16 protein-coding genes are annotated in these 21022 nt (G+C 40.6%); 9 read left to right on the top strand and 7 right to left on the bottom strand.

The features are described from left to right. The first annotated feature begins 123 nt into the window (after positions 1 to 123). From V7K67_RS25635 to V7K67_RS25625, 3 genes are all read left to right on the top strand, one after another. Entirely contained in the window at positions 124 to 2427 is a 2304-nt protein-coding gene (locus V7K67_RS25635; RefSeq protein WP_335168932.1) for an ATP-binding protein, read from the top strand. Positions 2428 to 2479: 52 nt separating this feature from the next. Beyond that, complete coding sequence (locus V7K67_RS25630) at positions 2480 to 2953, top strand: response regulator (protein WP_334709901.1); 474 nt, start codon at positions 2480 to 2482, stop codon at positions 2951 to 2953. A gap of 466 nt (positions 2954 to 3419) precedes the next feature. Continuing rightward, entirely contained in the window at positions 3420 to 5168 is a 1749-nt protein-coding gene (locus V7K67_RS25625) for an ATP-binding protein (protein ID WP_334728972.1), read from the top strand. 29 nt (positions 5169 to 5197) lie between these two features. Here the strand turns inward: V7K67_RS25625 and V7K67_RS25620 are convergent, their stop codons facing one another. Beyond that, positions 5198 to 5713, bottom strand: a complete 516-nt coding sequence (locus V7K67_RS25620) for a hypothetical protein (protein ID WP_335168930.1) — start codon at positions 5711 to 5713, stop codon at positions 5198 to 5200. Between the two features lie 553 nt (positions 5714 to 6266). Here V7K67_RS25620 and truB point away from each other — a divergent pair. Next, the gene (gene truB / locus V7K67_RS25615) at positions 6267 to 7151 is read left to right on the top strand and encodes a tRNA pseudouridine(55) synthase TruB (RefSeq protein WP_334733731.1); all 885 of its coding nucleotides are present in this window, start codon (positions 6267 to 6269) and stop codon (positions 7149 to 7151) included. Between the two features lie 211 nt (positions 7152 to 7362). Here truB and cysE read toward each other — a convergent pair whose 3' ends face one another. After that, entirely contained in the window at positions 7363 to 8127 is a 765-nt protein-coding gene (cysE, locus tag V7K67_RS25610) for a serine O-acetyltransferase (protein ID WP_334733732.1), read from the bottom strand. Between the two features lie 199 nt (positions 8128 to 8326). Here cysE and V7K67_RS25605 point away from each other — a divergent pair, with 199 nt between their 5' ends. Then, on the top strand, positions 8327 to 8449 hold the full coding sequence (locus V7K67_RS25605) for a hypothetical protein (protein WP_334733733.1): 123 nt from the start codon (positions 8327 to 8329) through the stop codon (positions 8447 to 8449). On the opposite strand, the gene V7K67_RS25600 is transcribed toward V7K67_RS25605, so the two are convergent. The 4 genes from V7K67_RS25600 to V7K67_RS25585 form a co-directional block, all read right to left on the bottom strand. Continuing rightward, positions 8429 to 8920: a hypothetical protein gene (locus V7K67_RS25600; RefSeq protein ID WP_335168927.1), complete on the bottom strand. Its 492-nt coding sequence runs from the start codon at positions 8918 to 8920 to the stop codon at positions 8429 to 8431. The two genes, V7K67_RS25605 and V7K67_RS25600, sit on opposite strands and share 21 nt — an antisense overlap. A 960-nt stretch (positions 8921 to 9880) precedes the next feature. Then, positions 9881 to 10558, bottom strand: coding sequence for a nuclear transport factor 2 family protein (locus tag V7K67_RS25595; protein WP_335168926.1), 678 nt, complete (start codon positions 10556 to 10558; stop codon positions 9881 to 9883). A gap of 458 nt (positions 10559 to 11016) precedes the next feature. Further along, positions 11017 to 16473, bottom strand: a complete 5457-nt coding sequence (locus V7K67_RS25590; protein ID WP_335168924.1) for a trifunctional serine/threonine-protein kinase/ATP-binding protein/sensor histidine kinase — start codon at positions 16471 to 16473, stop codon at positions 11017 to 11019. 436 nt (positions 16474 to 16909) lie between these two features. After that, positions 16910 to 17260 carry an ArsR/SmtB family transcription factor gene (locus V7K67_RS25585; protein WP_334711517.1) on the bottom strand — a complete coding sequence of 117 codons (351 nt, stop codon included), beginning with the start codon at positions 17258 to 17260 and terminating at the stop codon, positions 16910 to 16912. 80 nt (positions 17261 to 17340) lie between these two features. Between V7K67_RS25585 and trxA the strand changes: the two genes are divergently transcribed. Further along, the gene (gene trxA / locus V7K67_RS25580) at positions 17341 to 17664 is read left to right on the top strand and encodes a thioredoxin (RefSeq protein WP_012412473.1); all 324 of its coding nucleotides are present in this window, start codon (positions 17341 to 17343) and stop codon (positions 17662 to 17664) included. 29 nt (positions 17665 to 17693) lie between these two features. On the opposite strand, the gene V7K67_RS25575 is transcribed toward trxA, so the two are convergent. After that, complete coding sequence (locus V7K67_RS25575; protein ID WP_335168922.1) at positions 17694 to 17840, bottom strand: hypothetical protein; 147 nt, start codon at positions 17838 to 17840, stop codon at positions 17694 to 17696. 29 nt (positions 17841 to 17869) lie between these two features. Between V7K67_RS25575 and V7K67_RS25570 the strand changes: the two genes are divergently transcribed. The 3 genes from V7K67_RS25570 (at position 17870) to V7K67_RS25560 (ending at position 20899) form a co-directional block, all read left to right on the top strand. Beyond that, entirely contained in the window at positions 17870 to 18664 is a 795-nt protein-coding gene (locus tag V7K67_RS25570; RefSeq protein WP_335168920.1) for an SDR family NAD(P)-dependent oxidoreductase, read from the top strand. Between the two features lie 192 nt (positions 18665 to 18856). Next, positions 18857 to 19969 carry an alkene reductase gene (locus V7K67_RS25565; RefSeq protein ID WP_335168918.1) on the top strand — a complete coding sequence of 371 codons (1113 nt, stop codon included), beginning with the start codon at positions 18857 to 18859 and terminating at the stop codon, positions 19967 to 19969. Between the two features lie 264 nt (positions 19970 to 20233). Then, on the top strand, positions 20234 to 20899 hold the full coding sequence (locus V7K67_RS25560) for a nitroreductase family protein (protein ID WP_334733741.1): 666 nt from the start codon (positions 20234 to 20236) through the stop codon (positions 20897 to 20899). Positions 20900 to 21022: the final 123 nt, after the last annotated feature.

Below are 21022 nucleotides of genomic sequence, written 5' to 3'. Positions count from 1 at the left end.
ACGATAAAAACCATAATAAGCAAGATTGATATGCGATCGCATTCATACTTCTGGGCATATACTTTAAAGAAATGTCACATTTAATTGCGCTATTGTAAAAGTCAGCTTTACATAAGTTCAGTTATGAGCCAGTCTGAATATACTACAGCCCAAGCTACTGCCCTGACTAACCACGATCGCAAACCTATTCACATACCTGGCTCTATTCAACCTCATGGCGTACTACTGGCACTCAGTACTCAGCTAGAGATATTGCAAGTTAGCAACAATACCCAAGCATATTTGGGCAAAGAGCCAGAAGATTTGCTTGGTCAACCTTTGAGCTATTTACTTGAGGCTCGGCAAGTGGAAATTGTCAAGCAATGCTTAGGGAAAAAAATTGGCAGTTCTAATGCTTCAAAAGTATTAATAAATACCTTGAATGGGGGAAAATACTTCGACGCTATTGCTCATCGTCTAGAAGAGGCTGTGATTCTGGAGCTAGAACCGATAGACTCAAAATCGGAGTTGAGTTTCTTGGGCTTTTATAGTTTGGCAGGTGTTGCGATCGCTAAAATGCAAAGCACATCCAATCTGATAGAATTCTTGCATTTGGTAGCTGAAGAAGTCCAAAAAATCATCGGTTTCGATCGGGTAATGGTCTATCAATTTGACCAGTCGGAAGCGGGTTCTGTGGTTGCAGAAGTCAAACGCGAAGATTTATCACCTTATTTAGGATTCCACTATCCCGCTACAGATATTCCGGCCCAGGCTAGGGAGTTATACACCCGCTGCTTTCTCCGATTTCTCCCCGATTTGACTGCCGAACCGATCAAACTAGTTCCAACGGAAAATCCGACGACACACCAGCCTCTTGACTTAAGCTACTCTATGCTACGAAGTTTTGATTGGTGTTGTGCAGAATATCATCAAAATATGGGCGTGAAGGCTCTTTTGGTGATTTCACTGATTCAAGAGCAGAAGCTTTGGGGATTAATATCTTGCCACCATCAAACACCAAAGTATATTTCTTACGAAGTCCGCAAGATGTGCGAATTTTTGGGACAGATTGCATCTTCAGAGTTAACACACAAAATCAGTCATTCGGAATGGGATTATAAGGTAAAGCTCAAATCGCTACAGTCTGAGTTCCTTGAGTCCATTTCCCAAGCAGACAATTTTATCGATGCCCTAATTAAACCTGAAATCCGCTTGCTCGATCTTGTTAGTGCTTCAGGAGCGGCAGTTTGTCTGGATAATGAAATTACCCTTGTGGAAGCAACACCGAATATTGATGAGGTTCGGACGTTAATTGAATGGGCGGATACCCAAGTTAGTGATAACCTGTTTTCCACTGATTCTCTACCCAAGCTTTACCCAGAAGCGCTGAGATTTAAAGATACTGCCAGTGGCTTGTTGCTGCTGCGGATTTCTAAAGTCCGGCGCTATTACATCCTTTGGTTTCGCCCGGAAGTTCTCCAAACGGTACACTGGGCAGGAAATCCACAGGAATCTATTCAAACCCAGGCAGATGGTAGCCTTAGCCTATCTCCACGAAAATCTTTTGCAGCATGGCAGGAAACAGTTAGATTAACCTCTCTACCTTGGAAAGCCTGTGAACTTGATAGTGCGATCGCTCTGAGGAATGCGATCGTTGGTATTGTACTCTCAAAAGCGGATGAATTAGCTAAAATCAACCTGGAGTTAGAGCGTAGTAACCAAGAACTAGCATCCTTTGCCTACGCCGCTTCCCACGATCTGAAAGAACCTTTGCGGGGCATTTATAACTTTTCGACGGTGTTGCTAGAAGACTATAGTCAAGTATTAGATGATGACGGAATCGAGTGCTTGCAAACAGTAGTATCCTTGTCTGTACGCATGGAAACTCTGATTAATGCTCTACTGCGGTTATCGCAGTTAGGACAAGCACAACTACGCTTGCAAGCAACTGACCTCAACGAATTACTCAACCAAGTGATTGAGGTTTTTCGTGCTAGTCGTCAAGATTCTGGGCTTGTGGATATTCGCATTCCTCGCCCTTTGCCAACTATTTTGTGCGATCGAGTTCTCGTTAATGAAGTCTTTAGTAATCTCCTTGGTAATGCGTTCAAATACAACGACAAAGCAGAGCAATGGGTTGAGATTGGCTACTTAGATGAGGGACTAGCGACTAGGGACTGGCGACTAGGGAAGAGTTTTCTTAGCCCAATCCCCAATCCCCAATCCCCAATCACTTTTTATATCCGCGATAACGGCATTGGAATTCCACAGCATCATCTCGAAACTATCTTTAGATTATTTAAGCGGCTCCATTCCCAGGAAAAGTACGGTGGAGGAGCCGGTGCTGGGCTAGCTATTGTTAAGAAGATTGTTGAGCTTCATAACGGTAAAATTTGGGTTGAATCTAACGTCGGCGTTGGCTCAAGTTTCTATTTTACGCTGGAATAGTTTAAGATAATGACTAAATATGTATTTTTGTTAAGCTCTTTTAAGACCACGAATGACAAAAAAACTTCATGAACCGCTGCTCGTTGTTGAGGACAGCAATGAAGATTTTCGGATGCTGCAACGTCTAATGCGGCGTATGTCCGTCCAGAACCCCATACACCGTTGTACTAATGGAGATGAGGTTTTAGAGTTCCTCTATCAGCTGGGGAAGGATACCTACGCTAAAGGCGAAAGTCCACCCAACCCTAAAGTAGCATTACGACCCTCTGTGATCTTGCTCGATCTCAATTTGCCAGGTATTGATGGGCGTGACATTTTAGATCGTCTTAAGCAAGATAAGAGTTTCAAGGGAATCCCCATCGTTGTTTTTACTACATCATCTAACCCCAAGGATATTGAATTGTGCTACCAAAAGGGCGCAAATGGATATCTGGTAAAGCCGATGGATGCTCAGGAACTAAAAAAGACAATTCAGGCATTTGTGGATTACTGGCTTGAAGCCAATACGCCGCCAGTGTTGGATTAATTTGTTTATTTTCTCTTTGAGTCACTGAAACAGTGCTGAGTGCTGAGTAACGAGTGCTGAGTAAAAAAAGTAATAATCACACTCAGCTAACGAGTGTCTGTACCGCAAAGCGGAACCCGCAGGCTAGCCCCAGCATGACGGTATGGAAAAAGGAATAGATATTTATTTCGAGATGCGTAGCGCATATTTAATGCGTCCTTACTTCAATCCTCTAGATTTATCTACGGGGTTACTCTAAGCCGAGGTACTCAGCACTCAGCACTCAGTACTCCTGAATGTGTCTGCTTGTCTCTGGTAGATGCGTTTTCCCCATCTTCCTGTTTTCCCTACCTTGTTTAATTTGCTTTAGAATTCCTAAAGAATTTAGATTTTATTCATATTTATTTTATATTATTTTTAGAATTATGCAATGAAAACACAATCTGGATAAAAGGGATCTACATAGCTCCCTGATCCTCATAACCTTATGTTGGACATACGGACGCTACTCATCATCGATGATTGTGCCGCAGATCGAAAAATCTATCGTCGGTATCTTTTGAAAGATCCGCACCAGTCCTACCAGATTTTGGAGGCAGACTGTGCAGAAGAAGGACTTGCTTTGTGCCGAAAAGTACGCTGCGATGTGATTCTGCTGGATTTTTGCCTACCTGATATGAGCGGGTTAGAACTCTTCGACCAGATGCAGCAGGAGATATTTAAGACTTCTGTCCCTGTGATTATGTTGACAGGGCGTGGTGATGAAGAGGTTGCTGTACAAGTGATGAAACGGGGTGCTTTGGATTATTTAGTCAAGCAACACCTGACACAGGATGTGCTGCAACTAGCAGTTCGCAATGCCATTAAGCAATCGTTTTTGCAAGCTCAACTCCAGAAAACTCAGGAGAGACAACGCCTAATTGCGACGACTGCTTTACGAATTCGTCAGTCTCTTAACCTAGAGCAAATTTTGAATACGGCTGTAGCCGAGGTACAAGAACTTCTGAAGTGCGATCGCGTCATGGTGTATCAGTTCGCTCCAGATACAGATGGTAAAATAGTTGCTTCATCAGTTGAGTCATACCGCACTGTGGCATTGTGCGATCGAACTGGGGATTGGGGATTGGGGACTAGGGACTGGGGACTGGGGACTGAAGACAAGGGGACGAGGAGACAAGGAGACAGAGTACTGATAACTAGGGAAGAGTTTTCCCAATCCCCGATATCCAATCCCCAATCCCCAATCCCTTACATTTATGAGCTTGGCTTGTGTAATTGTGTCAGCCTAAAAGAGCAATTTAATCCTAAGGCAAATCTGGTGGTTCCCATTAATCTCAGCAACAATGGGAACCCAACCCCTAAGCTTTGGGGCTTATTGATTGCTCACCATAATTCTGGGGAACGACAATGGCAAACTGATGATGCAGAAATGCTTAATGAAGTTTCGGTGCAGTTAGCGATCGCTATTCAACAGGCGGAATTATTAGCCCAAACTCAAGCATCCCTTGCCAAAGAAAAGCAACTCAATGTATTTAAATCCCAAATCATTGCAACGGTTTCCCATGAGTATCGAACGCCCCTAACTTCAATTTTGGCTGCTGCATCAACTTTGGTAAAACATAGCCAGCAACTTGATGAGTCTAAACAAGAGCGGTTCTTGGGAATCATTGAACAGAAAGCAAGATATATGTCCAAACTCGTGGATAATATGCTTCTGGTTAACCAATTTGAACTGGAAAAACCCAAGTTTAAACCAATCCCATTAGATTTACTACAATTTTTTTCTGATCTGATTGAACAAGAGCGAGAAACAGTAGGCGATCGCCACGAATTAATTTTTCAAATTACTGGTAATCATCAGGAATTTTGGGGCGATCGCGGACTTTTGCAGCAAATTTTTATTAACTTAATGTCCAATGCAATTAAGTACTCTCCAAATGGAGGTACTGTAGAATTTCATCTGATTGGCAAAGAATCAGAAGTAATCTTTTACATCAAAGATCGGGGAATTGGTATCCCGGTGACAGATCAAGAGAATTTGTTTCAATCTTTCAGTCGTGGAAGTAATGTTGACACAATTCCTGGTACAGGCTTAGGGCTAGCGATCGCTAAAGGTTGTGTCGAGTTGCATGGTGGTAATATTACCTTGTCTAGTGAAGTGGGGCAAGGAACTCAAGTTACAGTCAGCTTACCGAAGATATGCCCAAATGCTCAACTATCCCCATCATCTACTTAATCTGTAGAATTTTAAAATTCATCTTGTAATTATTCATCTTGAATTTCTATCTTGCTAATCAACCATTCTTCGATTGTTTTTCCACAAGGCTCAGAACTTTGGCAATCACTGACGTTTTCTAAAGAATAATACATTTTTACTTTTTTGTTGACGTATTTATCTGGTTCGCAAACATCAAAGACTGCACCGACACCTTCGTATAGTTTTCCATTTTCATCTACAACAGTAACGTAGCATTTTAAGTCCCCATTTTGCATGTCTTTGATAGTACCAAAAATTGGGTTATCGTTTTCAATCTCCTTGGATTGATTGTCTTTAAGAGATGCTGAATTAGTCGGCTCTTTGCTATTTTTTTTGTTATCTAGTTTTACTTCATTTACAGAAATAGATTCCGAATTAACTTGGATAGCTGTTGCAGTATTTGCTTGATTTACTGTATTCTCTTGAGAAGCACTCTTGCCAGAGTTACTACAACTCATAATCAACATAGAACAAAAAAATAATGTAGTAGTAAAGATTGGTTTTTTCACTTCATTTATGTTCATAAAAATCTATCGATAGTTAGTTTTACTAAAAGTGCTATGGTTAAAAGGGAACAGGGAACGGGCAACAGGCAACAGGGAAATCCCCATAATTAAAATCAGGGGATTTGTACAAGGACACATTGAAACATCGTGGCTGACGCCATCTCGTTTCAAATATTTTTATCTCTTTTCATAAATAAATTTAGGGGCTTTAAACCCTGTATTCGGGGCTAATTTTTTTTCTGTTCCCTGTTAAGAGTTCCCTGTTCCCGCCCCGAAGGGGCTTGGTAAATTATTTGATTGACAATGAAAACTTTCATTAAGTTTTCTGTGATATTTGTTGATTATTACAGTTTTATATGTTGAAAGTTATAAGTGACATCGTGATATTTGCGGAAAACACTCGGCGTTATCTGCACTTTTTGTATATTTTTTGGTAAAGTGCTTAGAGAATATCTTAAAACTGGTAAACTTGTATAAAATAATGCCTCAACCAGTCCTGATCGCTAAATATTAATGCTTTAAGCATTAAATGAGTATTTAATAGAATTTAGAAGCTGTAAGTATTGATTTTGTGTTATTTCAAGGTTTTCTCAACTTAAACAAGCCATCTGACTGGACTTCCCACGACTGTGTGGCGCGGGTGCGGAAATTGTTGCGCCTCAAACGTGTAGGTCATGCGGGAACCTTAGATCCAGCAGCGACAGGGGTTTTGCCGATCGCACTTGGCAAAGCCACAAGATTATTGCAATATCTGCCAGGAAACAAGGCTTACAAGGCTACGATTCGCCTGGGTGTGCGGACTACAACCGATGATTTAGAAGGTGAAATCATCACTTCTCAACCTTGTGCTGGATTGAGTTTGGCAGAGGTAAAAACTGCACTAGCACAATTTGAAGGCAAGATTGAGCAAATACCACCGAGTTACAGTGCAATTCAAGTGGATGGTAAACGTCTCTACGATTTAGCGCGTAAAGGTGAAATAGTGGAAGTTCCAGTGCGGACTGTGGAAATTTTTCACATAGAAATCTTGGACTGGAGAGAAGGAGATTTTCCCGAATTGGATGTGGCGATCGCCTGTGGATCTGGTACATATATTAGAGCGATCGCTCGTGACTTAGGTGCAATCTTAAAAATCGGTGGCACTCTTGCGGCTTTGATTCGCACCCAAAGCAGTGGTTTCGATTTAACAGATAGTCTTACTTTGACTGACCTAGAAACTAAACTGCAAGGCGGGACATTTCAACCTCTTCCCCCTGATACAGCTTTACAACATTTGTTATCTGTGAATTTACCAGTAACATCTGCTCAGAAATGGTGTCAAGGTCAGCGAGTTTCTTTAAATTCTGATGTTACTGGGATAGTGCGAGTTTATGAAGAAGAGACTCGCTTTTTGGGTGTTGGACAACTACAAGATGAGGTGTTGATTCCTCAAATGGTTTTTGAACCAATTTCTTAAATGTTGTCAATTAGGAGTTACCCGCATTTCTCACAAGCAGTAGGGGCGGGTTAACAGATATGATCTATCATTCATGAATGTCTCGCTTAACCCGCCCCTACGACTTCGGTTTGATAAATCTGGTGAGAAATCCGGAGTTAGGAGTTGGAAGGTGCAAACCTAAGATTTATGATTTTTATCCCTCACTCCTCACTCTTAACTTCTCACTTTTTTAAATGCCAGCACCATCTAGAAATTGCTGGATAGTCTTATCCTTGAGGTTGCACCAGCGAGTATTGTGGGTTAACTCATCTTCTTGAGTGACTAAACAACCCACTAAAACAGGAGTTTTTTCAGAAGGGTGTGTGCGCTGAAGAGTTTGTATTTGTTCTTCCAGCGCCTCAATCCGGTCTACTAAAGCACGAATTACTTCAGCTTCGGAATCTGGTAAGTTATTGTGTTCAAGAGGTGCAACCCGAACTCCAGAACGATATATAATCCGCCCAGGCACGCCCACTACGGTGCAGTCTGAGGGTACATCCCTGAGAACAACAGACCCAGCACCAATACGAACGTTATTGCCAATTTGGATATTGCCCAGTACCTTCGCTCCAGCTCCGACTACAACATTTTCGCCCACAGTGGGATGGCGCTTGCCACATTCTTTACCAGTACCCCCCAGGGTGACACCTTGGTAAATTAGGGCATAGTCTCCCACGATCGCAGTTTCACCAATCACTACACCCATACCGTGGTCAATAAACACACTTTGCCCAATTGCTGCACCAGGATGGATTTCAATTCCAGTCAAGAACCGAGCCAGGTGAGAAATCAGGCGCGGAATCAAAGGAAGACCAATAGTATACAGCCAGTGAGCCAGCCTATGGAATAGCAGGGCTTGCAAACCAGGGTAACAAAATAAAACTTCCAACCAGTTACGAGCAGCTGGGTCACGTTCAAATATGATACGAAAGTCAGCACGCAGTATAGATAGCACGAGATAGCACCCTCGGAAAGCACAACAAGCTACTATCCCATATTATCCTCTCAGGTGTTACACGTAAAAATTGGGAATGGGGCATTGGGCATTGGGCATGGGGCATTGGGCATTAGACATCTGGTGAAAATGAATGTAGAGACGTAGCACTGCTACGTCTCTACAAGGACTCTGGATAACGCATATTTAATTTCTGGAGATGTCTATTGGGCATTGGGCATTGGGCGGAGGGGAAAAACTTACTGCAACTTCTCCCTCATCCCCCTCATCCCCCTCATCCCCCTCATCTCCCTCATCCCCATTACTGCTGCTCCACTTTTAGAGTATAATCTCGCTTGACTCCAGGATTAAATGTACCTACCCAAATCCGATAAGTGCCACTTTTCCAGTTGTGATCGCTAACGCTAGCATCTTTACTCTTGCCAGTATCATCGCCGCAACGAATTGTCGCTTGATCTGGGCCTTGAATCAGTAAAGTAGTGTCCGTGTTGTTGCTATCCACTTGGATTGTCAACTGAGAAAAGTCCTTTTCCAAAACCATAATGTGATCTGGATTGGGATCGGCAAAACCAATACAGGCTTTTTGATCGCGATCGCGGTTACTTATAGCAGACAATGAGTAAGAACCACCTGTAAACCCCTGCACTATTCCTTGTGCTGGATTAAAATTTGCTGATAAGTTGAAAGTACCAAAGTTTGCTGTCTCTGCTATTGCAGGGGTAGCTGTGATGGCAGTAAATATAGCCAATAGCCATCCACCGCGAAACTGAAGTCGGGGGCAACAGTATTTCATAGTAGCCCTCCAACAGGCTTTTAAAGTAGTAATGATATATACATATTCTAATGAAGAAATTCCAGTGAAATTTCAGTTAATTGTGCCACATTCAAATGTGCCACAATTAATGACTTTGAAAGCAAGCAGATAATTGCTAGGTTGTATCTTGATCTGAACAGCAGTTACACATTAGACATCTCCAGAAATTAAATATGCGTTATCCAGAGTCCTTGTAGAGACGTAGCACTGCTACGTCTCTACATTCATTTTCGGAGATGTCTATTAAACAAATCAATCATTGCTTCTATTACTGGTCAGGCATACTTAACAATTTAGCTCTTAACATTCTCGCGAAAATTAGGTTTTTATTGAGAATTAATGACGAGCGAATCATAGAGGCATAAATCAGTTAACGATCTATTAGAACAGACTAAACGGGAAACTTATATTATTCTCTCAGAGAGAGAAGTAAGTAGGGTCGTCCATGAAAAAACTGATCCAGCGTATTAAGACATTGCTCCAACGTATCCTCAAGAGGTTTGCATCCAATTCTCAGCAACCATTGCCCTTAATAAATTCTCGCCCGTTAGATATTTCTATTCCCAATGTTTCTCCCCGATGGGAGTCTGGTTTGGTGCTTGTGTGTTCACAATGTGCAAACGAGCGGTCAAATAGCTCTCATCGAACTACTAAAAGCTCAACCGCCTCCGAAGATTTAGAGAATTGGTTGAAATCTCGTTTAAAGTTTGAGGGATTATGGGGTGAATTTCGGGTTGTTAGCAGCAGTTGTTTAGGGGTTTGTCCACGGATGGGCATTACTGTCGTTATTGTAAATAATGGAAGTCACGGGAATAGTCCATGCTTAATTGTAAATCCTCAGAGCGATTGCGAACTTCTTTACTCATACATCAAAAAAAATAAATAAAAAGTAATTACTACTTTTTATTTATTTTTGCCTTGTATCGTGTGTGTGAAAAACTAGTGCTTGAAGCCAGACATTTTTGGTCTTACAAAGGTAGTTGAAGAATTATTGCTTCCGGCATTATTGGTTGAAGAATTAGTGGTTGAGGAATCGATCGTCGGTGAACTGAGGTTCAAGAAATCGATGAGTTTGAGAGTACGTTTACTAATTTTCCAGCGCCCCCTTTCGTTCACAACTTCATCTTCATAAGTGCCATTAGCGACATCAATACTAGTTTCCGAACGTTTATGAGTCGCATGAAGGTAAGAAGACATTGCTACTTTACCATTTTTAAATGAAATGTTTATCGTACCCATCAAGTGTTGGGTAGCTGTATAACCGTTTCCTTGAAATACTGAATAGACAAAATCTGCCCAAGCATCAGTCCCATAACTTGTTTGAGTTGTCCCATCAGGAAAAATAGCAGTGAGGACTGCATTTTGAGTAAAACAATCTCGATAAATATTCTTTCCCTCTGGGAGATTTCCTCTACCAATGGCATCAGTTCCCAACGAATAACAGGATGTTAATTGTTGGATCTCAAATTCTGCATTAGGTTGAGTTGCGCTTGCCAGTTCAAACCTACCTCCAATAAATAGCACAAGAGTGACTGCAATTACAACCAAAGTTATACGATTTAACAGAAACGAGATAGCCTTTGAAACTATCCGCCCATTTTCTCTTCTTTTTTCCACAGATAGTCACCTTAATTTTTAGGATTTTTGCATCTTGTAACTTGTTAAAAACTCAAGTTTTGACTGAATGTTTTAGCTTATTAAAATAGGCTAAAATTATTTTGAAGCAAGATAGATATTGCCTGTTCTTCAGCCAGAAAAATGATTTATTTGTCAATGTCAAGTTAGTACAATAATTGATGCATATAATTTAGTTATAACAGTTGATTATTAAGTTTATACATGCGGACAGTAACTATATTTATGTTGATTTGATTAAGTAGTAAAATTAGTAATTTTATATTTTTATTAACGCAAAAATAATCTTTATGTTCCCAGGTTACACAACTCAAATATAATTGTTATATGGCAATTTTATCTGATTTTTGAGAGTTGCAACCCGCAGATCCCCGACTTCTTTGAGAAGTCGGGGATCTTGTTTATTGCGAATCATTTAGGATTGCTATATATATAAGATATTATTCTCCCAAAATGGGAATAGAAATTATAAATTGTGTTCCTTGTTCCAAGACTGATTCACAAATCAAACTTCCACCATGATTTTCTACTATAATTTGCCGACTAATAGATAATCCTAATCCCGTCCCCTTTCCTACACATTTGGTAGTAAATAAATTATCAAAAATACAGGCTTTAACTTCTTCTGCCATTCCTTTGGCATTATCTTGAATCTTAATTACTACATTTTTATTATCTATCGCCACATTAGTTTCAATGGTGATAATATTAGGATATGTTTCTTGAATTTCTAAAAAACCACGGCCGATATTTGCTTCTTCTAAAGCATCAATTGCATTTGCAAGAATATTCATAAACACCTGATTTAATTGTCCCAAATAGCATTTTACTGATGGAATATCTGCATAATGTTTAATAATTGTAATAGCAGGACGATTATGATCGGCTTTTAGACGATGCTGTAAAATCAACAAAGTACTATCAATACCTTCGTGGATATTAGCTAATACTTTCGAGGTAGTATCAGCGCGGGAAAAAGTACGGAGAGAGGTACTAATATTACGAATGCGCTGTGTCCCTACTGTCATACCATCAATCATTTTGGGTAAATCTTTTAGCAAGAAATCTATATCTATCTCTTCGGATTTTTCTTCAATTTCAGCACCAGGATTGGGGAATTTTTCTCGATATAGTTGCAGATACTCTATTAAATCTTTAACAATATCTTTGGCTTGAGCAATACTACCTGTAATAAAACCAATGGGATTGTTGATTTCGTGTGCTACACCTGCAACTAGATTTCCCAGAGAAGACATTTTTTCACCTTGGATAAGTTGTAGCTGCGCCTCTTGTAAATCTTTTATGGATTGTTCTAATTCCCTAGATTTGTCTTGTGCCCTTGTGTACAAGCTGGCATTTTCTATAGCAATTGCCATTTGCGAAACTAAGACTTTTAATACCTCTACTCTTTCTAAAACAAAAGCTCCTGATGATAATTGGTTCTCTAAGTAAATAATACCAGTAAGCTGTGATTGATACATAATGGGCAAACAAAAAATTGATTTTGTTTGAGATTTCTGAATATAGATATCAAAGTTAAATGGTTCTGTAACTGTTGCATCATTTAATACAATATATTGCTGAGTTCGGGAAACATAATTAATCACAGAGAGCGGTAAATCCTGATAGGTTTCAACAGGAATCGAGCGTAAAACCGTCACCACCTCGTCAGTAGCATTTCCAGAAGCTTCGATATATAAGTGATTATCTTTAAGTAGGAGTAGTACTGCTTTTTGGGCAGCAGCATTCTCTAGTAAAATTTTGATCAGCTTGCCCAATAAATTTTCTAAAACAATTTCATTGGTAATCGCTTGTGAAAACTTAATGAATGCATTAAAATCTAGAAAATCGCTCAGGCTGTTATTGGTAGTAGTGTTAGTGGTAAGATGAATTGTATCCATTTTTGAAGTAGTGTTTTCTACCGTAGTAGTTTGTCCTACTAGAAAAGCATAATTGGATTCTAAGTATTTAACTTTAGCGATCGCACCCCAACGAATGCAGGCATAATAGGCTTTAGTTACGTAAGTTTGATGAATTAATTCTTTACCTAGAGATTGATAAAATTTTCCAGCTAACTCATAAGCTAAAGCTTCTTCTTGGAGAAAACCATTTTCTTGAGATTTGGCAATAGAGTGTTCATAGTAGTCCATCGCCTCAAGTTTTTGACCCAAAACGTGATACCTTTCTGCCTCCACGAGATAAAATCTGTGTAAGTGATTTGTGGGAGCATGAGTAGCCCAGAGTTCCATCTTTTGCTGATTAGCTCGGACTTTTTCCAGAATAGCTTGCTTGTCAGACTCTTGGGCAGTATGATATATTGCCAAATGGGCTAAAGAATCGTAAAAATAAAACAGTGGAACAACAAACAAGCCTGTAACACCACCTAAAGATTTTTCTGCGATCGCAGCATTTTCTACAGCTTTAAAATAGTCCCCAAATATGTAAGAAAGCATTAGCTTATTAACAAATAAATGGTTAATTGTGTAAAGGTCATTTACTTGCTGATGAACTGGCAGCATCCTTTGCTCGTTGTAGGCTTCTCCAATTAAACAGTCCACATTTTCAAAACTTCCTTTCAAGTTCAGAACTGTTTGTAAATATACTGAGTTCCAAGTGAAAGCTACTTGCTGCTTAATTTTTTTCAGCGAATCACAATAAGCTATCAGTTCTTTTTCGAGAACCCAAAGTTCCTTACCCAGCCAAAATGAATGATAGGGATAAATGTAACCACAATAGCCAGCATATTCTAAATCTCCAGTTTCCAGACCGCTAGAATACCCTGACATTGATGATGTTAATGTCTCTCTAACATGCTCTTTCCAATGCATAACATGGGCACTAACAACTGTCAGAATCTTCGCCTTGAGTTCTTCAGCATTAAATTGTGACACTAAACTAGAAGCTAACTTCCCAAATTCATAGCCAGAATTAATTTCTCCTTGAACTCCACAAAGAAGTAATCCGTAAAGACTATAACCATAGGCAGATACAGCCGTATTGCCATACCTTAAGGACAAATTGACCATTTTACAAACAATAATTGGCATCATTGCAGGAGCCGTTTGAAAAGCCGCAGGGAGAACTCTCATTAAGATTCTCATGGCTGCAATCTTGTTAGGATCGGTCATTAATGGTAAGTTAATTAAATCTGCAATGGCCTTCCCTTTCAAAGAAGCAGCGATTTCATCCATCCCCTGCTGAATATCAGTTGATGTCGGCTCCTCTGGAAAACTTATTCCTAACAATTGCAGAATTGATACTGCTATTTGAATAGCTTCCAGTTGTTTGCTTTGAATGATAGAAGCGATAATCTGCACTTCATAGACTTTCACTTTATCTAGAAGAATTTTGGCTTCTTGCTGCACAACCTCAGCCCATTTTTGCATCTGCTCAAAATCACCACCTAGATAGGCTGCCTCTGCGGCTCCTTCATATAAACCGATGGTTAAGGTATATTCATTTTGCCAAGCGTCTATATTTAAAAGTTCTATCCCATTTGTGAAGTATTTAAGAGCCGCTTCGTAAGCTGTAGAAGCTTTAGCTTTTCGTCCGGCAACTAAATTTAATCGTGCCAATTCAGTTTTTTCAGATTGCTCTATGTTAACAATACCTACATTCAACTGATTAACAATATCAAAAATATTAGCTTCTACTTCCTCTTTGGGTATATTTTGGAGAAGCAATTGCCCAATTTTCAGGTGAGTAGATTTCTTCAGTTCTTCTGGAATTAACGAATATGCTGCTTGTTGTACTCTATCATGTAGGAACTTGTAACCCACCCGTGAAGTGTCAAAATTTAAATTAACCGCTTCTTCTTGATTAAAAACCAAAGGAATACGATAAGCTTCACTTAAAGGCAGAATCAATCCCGCTTGTAAAGCTGAGTGTAAATCATTTGCTGTTAGAGAAGGTGATTTTTCATTAACTATCGCTAAAACATCCAGGCTAAATCTGTCACCCACACAAGCTGCTAGTTTTAAAACCTCTTGGGTGAACTTTGGTAGTTTTTCAACTCTACTGGCAACTAACTCAACGACATTTTTATCGGTAATGCCAATTGCTTGAATATCTTCTAAACTCCACTGCCATTTAGCCTTACTAAAGTCAAATGTTAACAGCTTTTCTTGATAAAGTACTTGAATTAATTGTGTTATAAAAAATGGATTACCACCTGTCTTATTACAAATTAGCTCAGCTAGCTTAATAATTTCCTTGTTAAAAATTCCAATTTCTTCATTCTGGTTAACCTCTGTTTCTTGGAGAGTCTCGGCAACTAGCTGAGTTACATTATCTAAATTTAAAGGTTGCAATACAAGATTATTAACAACCGTGCCGCTGTTCTTAATTTCTTCTATCTTTTGGATTAAAGGATGTGCTGAACTAACTTCATTATCCCTATATGCCCCAATAAATAAAAAATATTTGCTGTCGGTATCAGTTATGAGCAGTTGAATTAGATTTAAAGTAGCTGAATCTGCCCATTGCAAATCATCTAAAAAGATGACTAGTGGGTGTTCTTTTTGAGTAAAAACTTGGATAAATTCTTTAAAAACATGATTGAAACGATTTTGTGATTCTGTTGCCCCAATTTGGGCAACTTCCGGCTGTGTACCAATGATTAATTCTACTTCTGGAATTACATCAGTAATGACTTTTCCATTTGTTCCTAAAGCTGATAAGATTTTATGACGCCATATTTCTATTTGTTCATTATTTTCTGTCAACAGATACCGCATTAAGTAAGCAAAAGCTTGAATTAAAGAAGCATAAGGTATATTCCGCTTTAATTGGTCAAATTTACCAGAAATAAAGTAACCTTGTCTGCGGGTAATGGGTTTATTAACTTCATTGACTAAAACTGATTTGCCAATACCAGAATAGCCAGAAACTAGCATCATTTCTACCCCCCTTAGTCCCCCCTTACCAAGGCAGGATTCAGGGGGGTTAGCAACGCGCTCAAACGCAGCTAACAGTTCATTAACTTGTTCTTCACGACCATACAATTTTTGAGGAATTAATAACTGGCTCAAGACATCTAAACGACCTGGAAGAAAATCAGTAATGATTCCCTTGGTTTCCAATTGATTGAGACATAATTCTAAATCTGCTAATAATCCTGTGGCACTTTGATATCTGTCTTCCGCATTTTTTGCCATCAGCTTCATCACAATTTCAGAGACGGCGGTAGGAATTTGTGAATTTAATGACTGCGGGTTGATTGGTTGAACAGCAATGTGACTATAAACTATTTCTAGGGGGTCTTGGCTAAAAAATGGTGTTTTATCAGTGAGCATTTCATATAAAGTCACACCAAGAGAATAAAAGTCAGTGCGATAATCAAGAATGCGATTCATTCTCCCAGTTTGTTCAGGAGACATATAGGCGAGTGTGCCTTCAACGCAGTTAGGGTTATTAAATTGGGGATTTTCTTTATTGAGGCGGGAGGCAATACCAAAGTCAGTGAGTTTAACAATACCTGTCTGGGAGTTAATGATGATGTTACTAGGCTTAATATCTTTATGAATAATCTGGTGTTTATGTAAATAGTCTAAGGCTTTAGTCAGTTGAATGGCAATTTTAAAATGGTTAATTAAGTCGAGTTTTTCTATTTGTAGCAGTTGAGTTAAAGACTGACCACCGAAGTCTTCTAACAACAGTCCTACACGATTTTCAAAGGTTTCTAGACTGATAGCTTTAACTATATTGGGATGGTCTAAACCTTGCTGAATTTGGTACTCGTTTTTAATACGAGTAAAGGCTTCAAGAGTCGGATATTCATTTTTAAGCAGCTTGAGGATAACTCGCTGTTGCGTCTTTGGCCTTTGTGTTTGATAAATAATTGTTTGAATTCCTTCGTGGAGAGTCGAGTTGATTTGATATCCAGTACAATTTGGCATTGATTTTTGACTATAAAGTTATAAAATTAGCGTCACCCCCGTTCCAATACTGCGTAGGTTTTGGAATTTCTTGGTTGAGGCAAGCTGTTCTTGAGCAGGGGAAGAGTTTTGCTTCCCCTGCAACGCCAGCCTCCCCTGCTTATCCGAGCAGTATTGACCCCCGTTCTATCGTGAAAGGGGTTCTAGTTTAATTATTCCCAGCGGGAGAAAATTATTAACACTGGGATTCCGTATTCAAGGGTTGTACGATTCGTGACAAGTTAAGGTTTTTGAGGTTTTGTCAAGAGGCAGTAGAAATACACTCACAGAGGTTTCTCAGCTTTCCGGCAGAACTATTGGTACTTTTCGAGAACAACATGATATTTTTGCTCATCTAAAAATACAGAAAGAAAAACGAGCAGATTCTTAAACAATCCATTCCCAATACCCAATGCCCCTAAATCCTTGAAGCTATTTGTTTAGTACTCGCAGGGCTAACAGGTAATGGTTGAGCCGCTTTCAATACAGCATCCAGCAACCCTGGAAACAGCATCTCTAAATCTTCACGCCGTAGTATGTTAATATGATGTGTCCCCTCTTTGCGTGTCAAGACTATCCCCGACTCCCGCAAAATCTTGAAGTGATTGGACATGGTAGACTTAGCGATCGCAAAATCAAACTTGGCACAGCATTGTTCCCCCTCAGTCGCCAGCAGCCGCACAATCTCCAGCCGCACCGGATCGCCCAATGCATACAAGACTCCCGGTAAAGAAATATTTTTTCGATCTGGATGATAAAGAAATCTCATAGTTGCATTATCTCATCAGGTGGCATATACTTTTATTATTCGATATTATCGAATTATAGAATTAATTAGGAAGGCAATTTATGTCATCCATTACAAATGTCACAGAAGCCACATTCAAGCAAGAAGTCTTGGAAAGTGAAATTCCGGTATTAGTGGACTTTTGGGCACCGTGGTGCGGCCCTTGCCGGATGGTGGGTCCAGTCGTCGATGAAGTTGCTGCTGAATACGAAGGACAGGTGAAATTTGTGAAGCTGAACACAGATCAAAATCCTACTGTCGCTAGCCATTACGGAATTCGCAGCATTCCGACGCTGATGGTTTTTAAGGGAGGTCGGCAGGTCGATACTGTCGTCGGGGCAGTACCAAAAACTACCTTGAATAAGACCTTAGCACAGCATCTTTAATTTGAGTGGTGGGCATGGGGCATTGGGCGTTAGGAGTGCTGAGTGCTGAGTGCTGAGTGAGGAGTGAGGAGTGAGGAGTTTTGTTTATCCCCCTCATCTCCCTCATCTCCCTCATCTCCCTCATCTCCCTCATCTCCCTCATCTCCCCTACTTCCTAGTCCCCAGTCCCAGATCATTCTGTTTCAACTAACGGGGAAAGAGCGAAATGGACTTGAAACTGCATGGTAAATCCGCATTGGTGAGTGGCTCAACCGCAGGCATTGGTTTGGCGATCGCTCTTGGGCTAGCTCAAGAGGGTGCATCAGTAATTATCAATGGTCGGTCTGAAGAAAGAGTAGCTCAAGCGATCGCTAAAATTCAGCAAAGTACACCTGATGCGAAAGTTTCCGGTGTTGTTGCTGACACCGGCACCGCATCAGGGGTAGAGCAACTTTTTGAAAAAGTTCCTCACGTTGATATTCTCATCAACAATTTAGGTATTTATGAGCCAAAAACCTTCTTTGATATTACTGATAAAGACTGGTTAAACATATTTGAGGTTAACGTCCTCAGTGGAGTCCGTTTGAGTCGGCAATATCTGCAAAAGCAGCTAGAGCAAAACTGGGGACGGATAATTTTTATCTCCAGCGAATCTGCTATTCAGATCCCAGTGGAAATGATTCACTACGGTACAACCAAGACAGCGCAACTAGCGATTGCCCGAGGTCTAGCAGAAATGACTGTGGGCACTGGAGTCACAGTAAACTCAGTCCTACCAGGGCCAACGCGCTCCGAAGGCGTTGAAGAGTTTATTTCTCAACTAGCGCAGGAACGTGGTATTAGTCCAACGGAAGTTGAGGCGGAGTTTTTTCAAAATGTGCGTCCAAGTTCCTTAATTAAACGCTTTGCAACTAATGAAGAAGTAGCAGCGATCGTAGTTTATCTTTCTAGTCCCGTAGCATCAGCAACTAATGGTGCAGCTTTACGGGTAGATGGTGGCGTTATTCGGTCGATTGTTTAGGGACTGGGGACTGGGGATTGGGGACTGGGGATTGGGGACTGGGGATTGGGGACTGGGGATTGGGGACTGGGGATTGGGGAGATGAGGGGGATAAACAAAACTCCTAACTCCTAACTCCTAACTCCTAACTCCTAACTCAGCACTCCTAATGCCCAATTCCCAATGACTAAAAATAATTTGGAGATATAACCAATGACAACTGATATCAACTTATTCTCTCCTTACCAATTAGGGAATCTGGAATTACCTAACCGGATAGTGATGGCACCCTTAACCCGAAATAGGGCAGGTAAGGGAAACGTCCCATACGAACTTAATGCTACCTACTATACTCAACGTGCTTCTGCTGGACTGATTATTTCTGAAGCAACACAGGTAACTCCTGAAGGACAGGGCTATCCCGCGACACCAGGAATTCATTCACCAGAACAGGTGGAGGGATGGAAGTTAGTAACCGATGCCGTACATCAGCAGGGAGGAAGAATTTTCCTGCAACTATGGCACGTCGGCAGAATTTCTCATCCTGACTTACAACCGAATGGAGTTTTACCTGTAGCACCTTCTGCGATCGCTCCTAAAGGTGAGGCTGCAACTTATGAGGGGCCAAAACCTTTTGTTACTCCCCGTGCTTTAGAAACGTCGGAAATACCGCAGATTGTCGAACAGTACCGTCAGGGAGCGGCAAATGCTCTAGCAGCTGGGTTTGATGGAGTGGAAATTCACTCAGCTAATGGTTATTTAATAGATCAATTTCTTCGGGATGGTACTAATCAACGTACAGATAAATATGGGGGTGACATTGAAAATCGTGCCCGATTCCTGTTGGAAGTAACAGAGGCGGTAACTAGTGTGTGGGATTCTAACCGAGTTGGGGTACGTTTCTCTCCTAGTGGGACTTTTAACGATATCCATGACTCCAATCCTTTGAAGACATTTGGTTATGCGGCTCAAGCATTGAACCAGTTTAATTTGGCATATCTACATATTTATGAGGCAACAGAGGCAGATATCAGACATGGCGGGATAATTGTACCCACCAGTCATATACGCGATCGCTTTACAGGTACACTCATCGTCAATGGTGGTTATACTCGTGAAAAAGGCGATGCTGTACTGGCAAACAAAGCCGCAGATTTAGTTGCCTTTGGGACATTATTTATATCAAATCCCGATTTACCTCGACGCTTGGCTTTGAATGCACCACTAAATCAACCAAATCAGGCAAGCTTTTATGGTGGCGGTGAACAGGGATATACAGACTATCCATTTTGGTCGGCTGCTAATGAACCGGTAGCTAATGTGTAATTCGTAATTCGTAAGCTAATGTACTTTTAATTTGCATAACTAGGGCGCTCATGTTGCCCACCCCACAGGAGTTTTAATTCCAGGTAATATGCAAGTGAAATGTCCAACAGCTTAATTCGTAATTCGTAATTTTCCCTTGGGCGTACTATAAGTTGTTTGTTCGGAAATAAGAAATAATTTTTATTTTTGTTTCATGAATAAATACATTTGCTTGTATGCTAATTACGAATTATTTGGTCATCATCCAACTATCAAGAGAATCTCATGAGTACCGTCATCCAAACCCAGCCTTTAGATGTACCTAGTGCGATCGCTAAACGTCGTTCCATCAAAACTTTTAAAACAGACCCCATTGCCCCAGAACTGCTCAAACAACTGGTAGAGTTAACCGTGGCAGCGCCCAGCAGCTATAATATCCAGGGCTGGCAAATTATTCTCGTGCAAGATGAGGCACAAAAAGCAGCCTTATCAGCAGCATCGTGGAATCAACAGCAAATTGTCCAAGCACCAGTTACCTTTGTGTTTGCTGCTGATGCAACTGCATCTGAAAAAAACTTGAACCCGATCATTGAACAGGCTCTTGCAACTGGGGCATGGAATGAAGGTACGGCAAATTATTTTAAAACAGCTATTCCGCAATTTCAACAGGGGCTAGGAGACAAGCAACGGGAGTATGCCATCAAAGATGCGATTATTGCTGCTACCCATTTGGTGTTAGCAGCAGAAAGTCTGGGATTATCCACTTGTTTTATGAACGGTTGGATTGAGGATCAGGTAAAGCAAGTAATTGGTGCTGGGGATAATCCAGATTTAGCGATCGCTGTTTTAGTCCCTGTTGGCTATGCAGCCGAACCACGCTTAAATCCCGGTCGTCTGCCATTCTCCTCCAACGTCTCTGTAGACAGAATTGGCAACCCTTATGCAGGGTAAATTTTCCTAAATTGGGAATGGGGCATTAGGAGTTAGGAGTTAGGAGTTAGGAGTTAGGAGTTTGGAGTTTGGAGTTTGGAGTTTGGAGTTTGGAGTTTGGAGTTTGGAGTTTGGAGTTTGGAG

It is taken from the genome of Nostoc sp. (assembly GCF_036917155.1).
In the GTDB taxonomy this organism is placed as follows: domain Bacteria; phylum Cyanobacteriota; class Cyanobacteriia; order Cyanobacteriales; family Nostocaceae; genus Nostoc.
The sequence above is the reverse complement of the archived record's forward strand: the minus strand, read 5'-3'. Positions and strand labels throughout refer to the sequence as shown.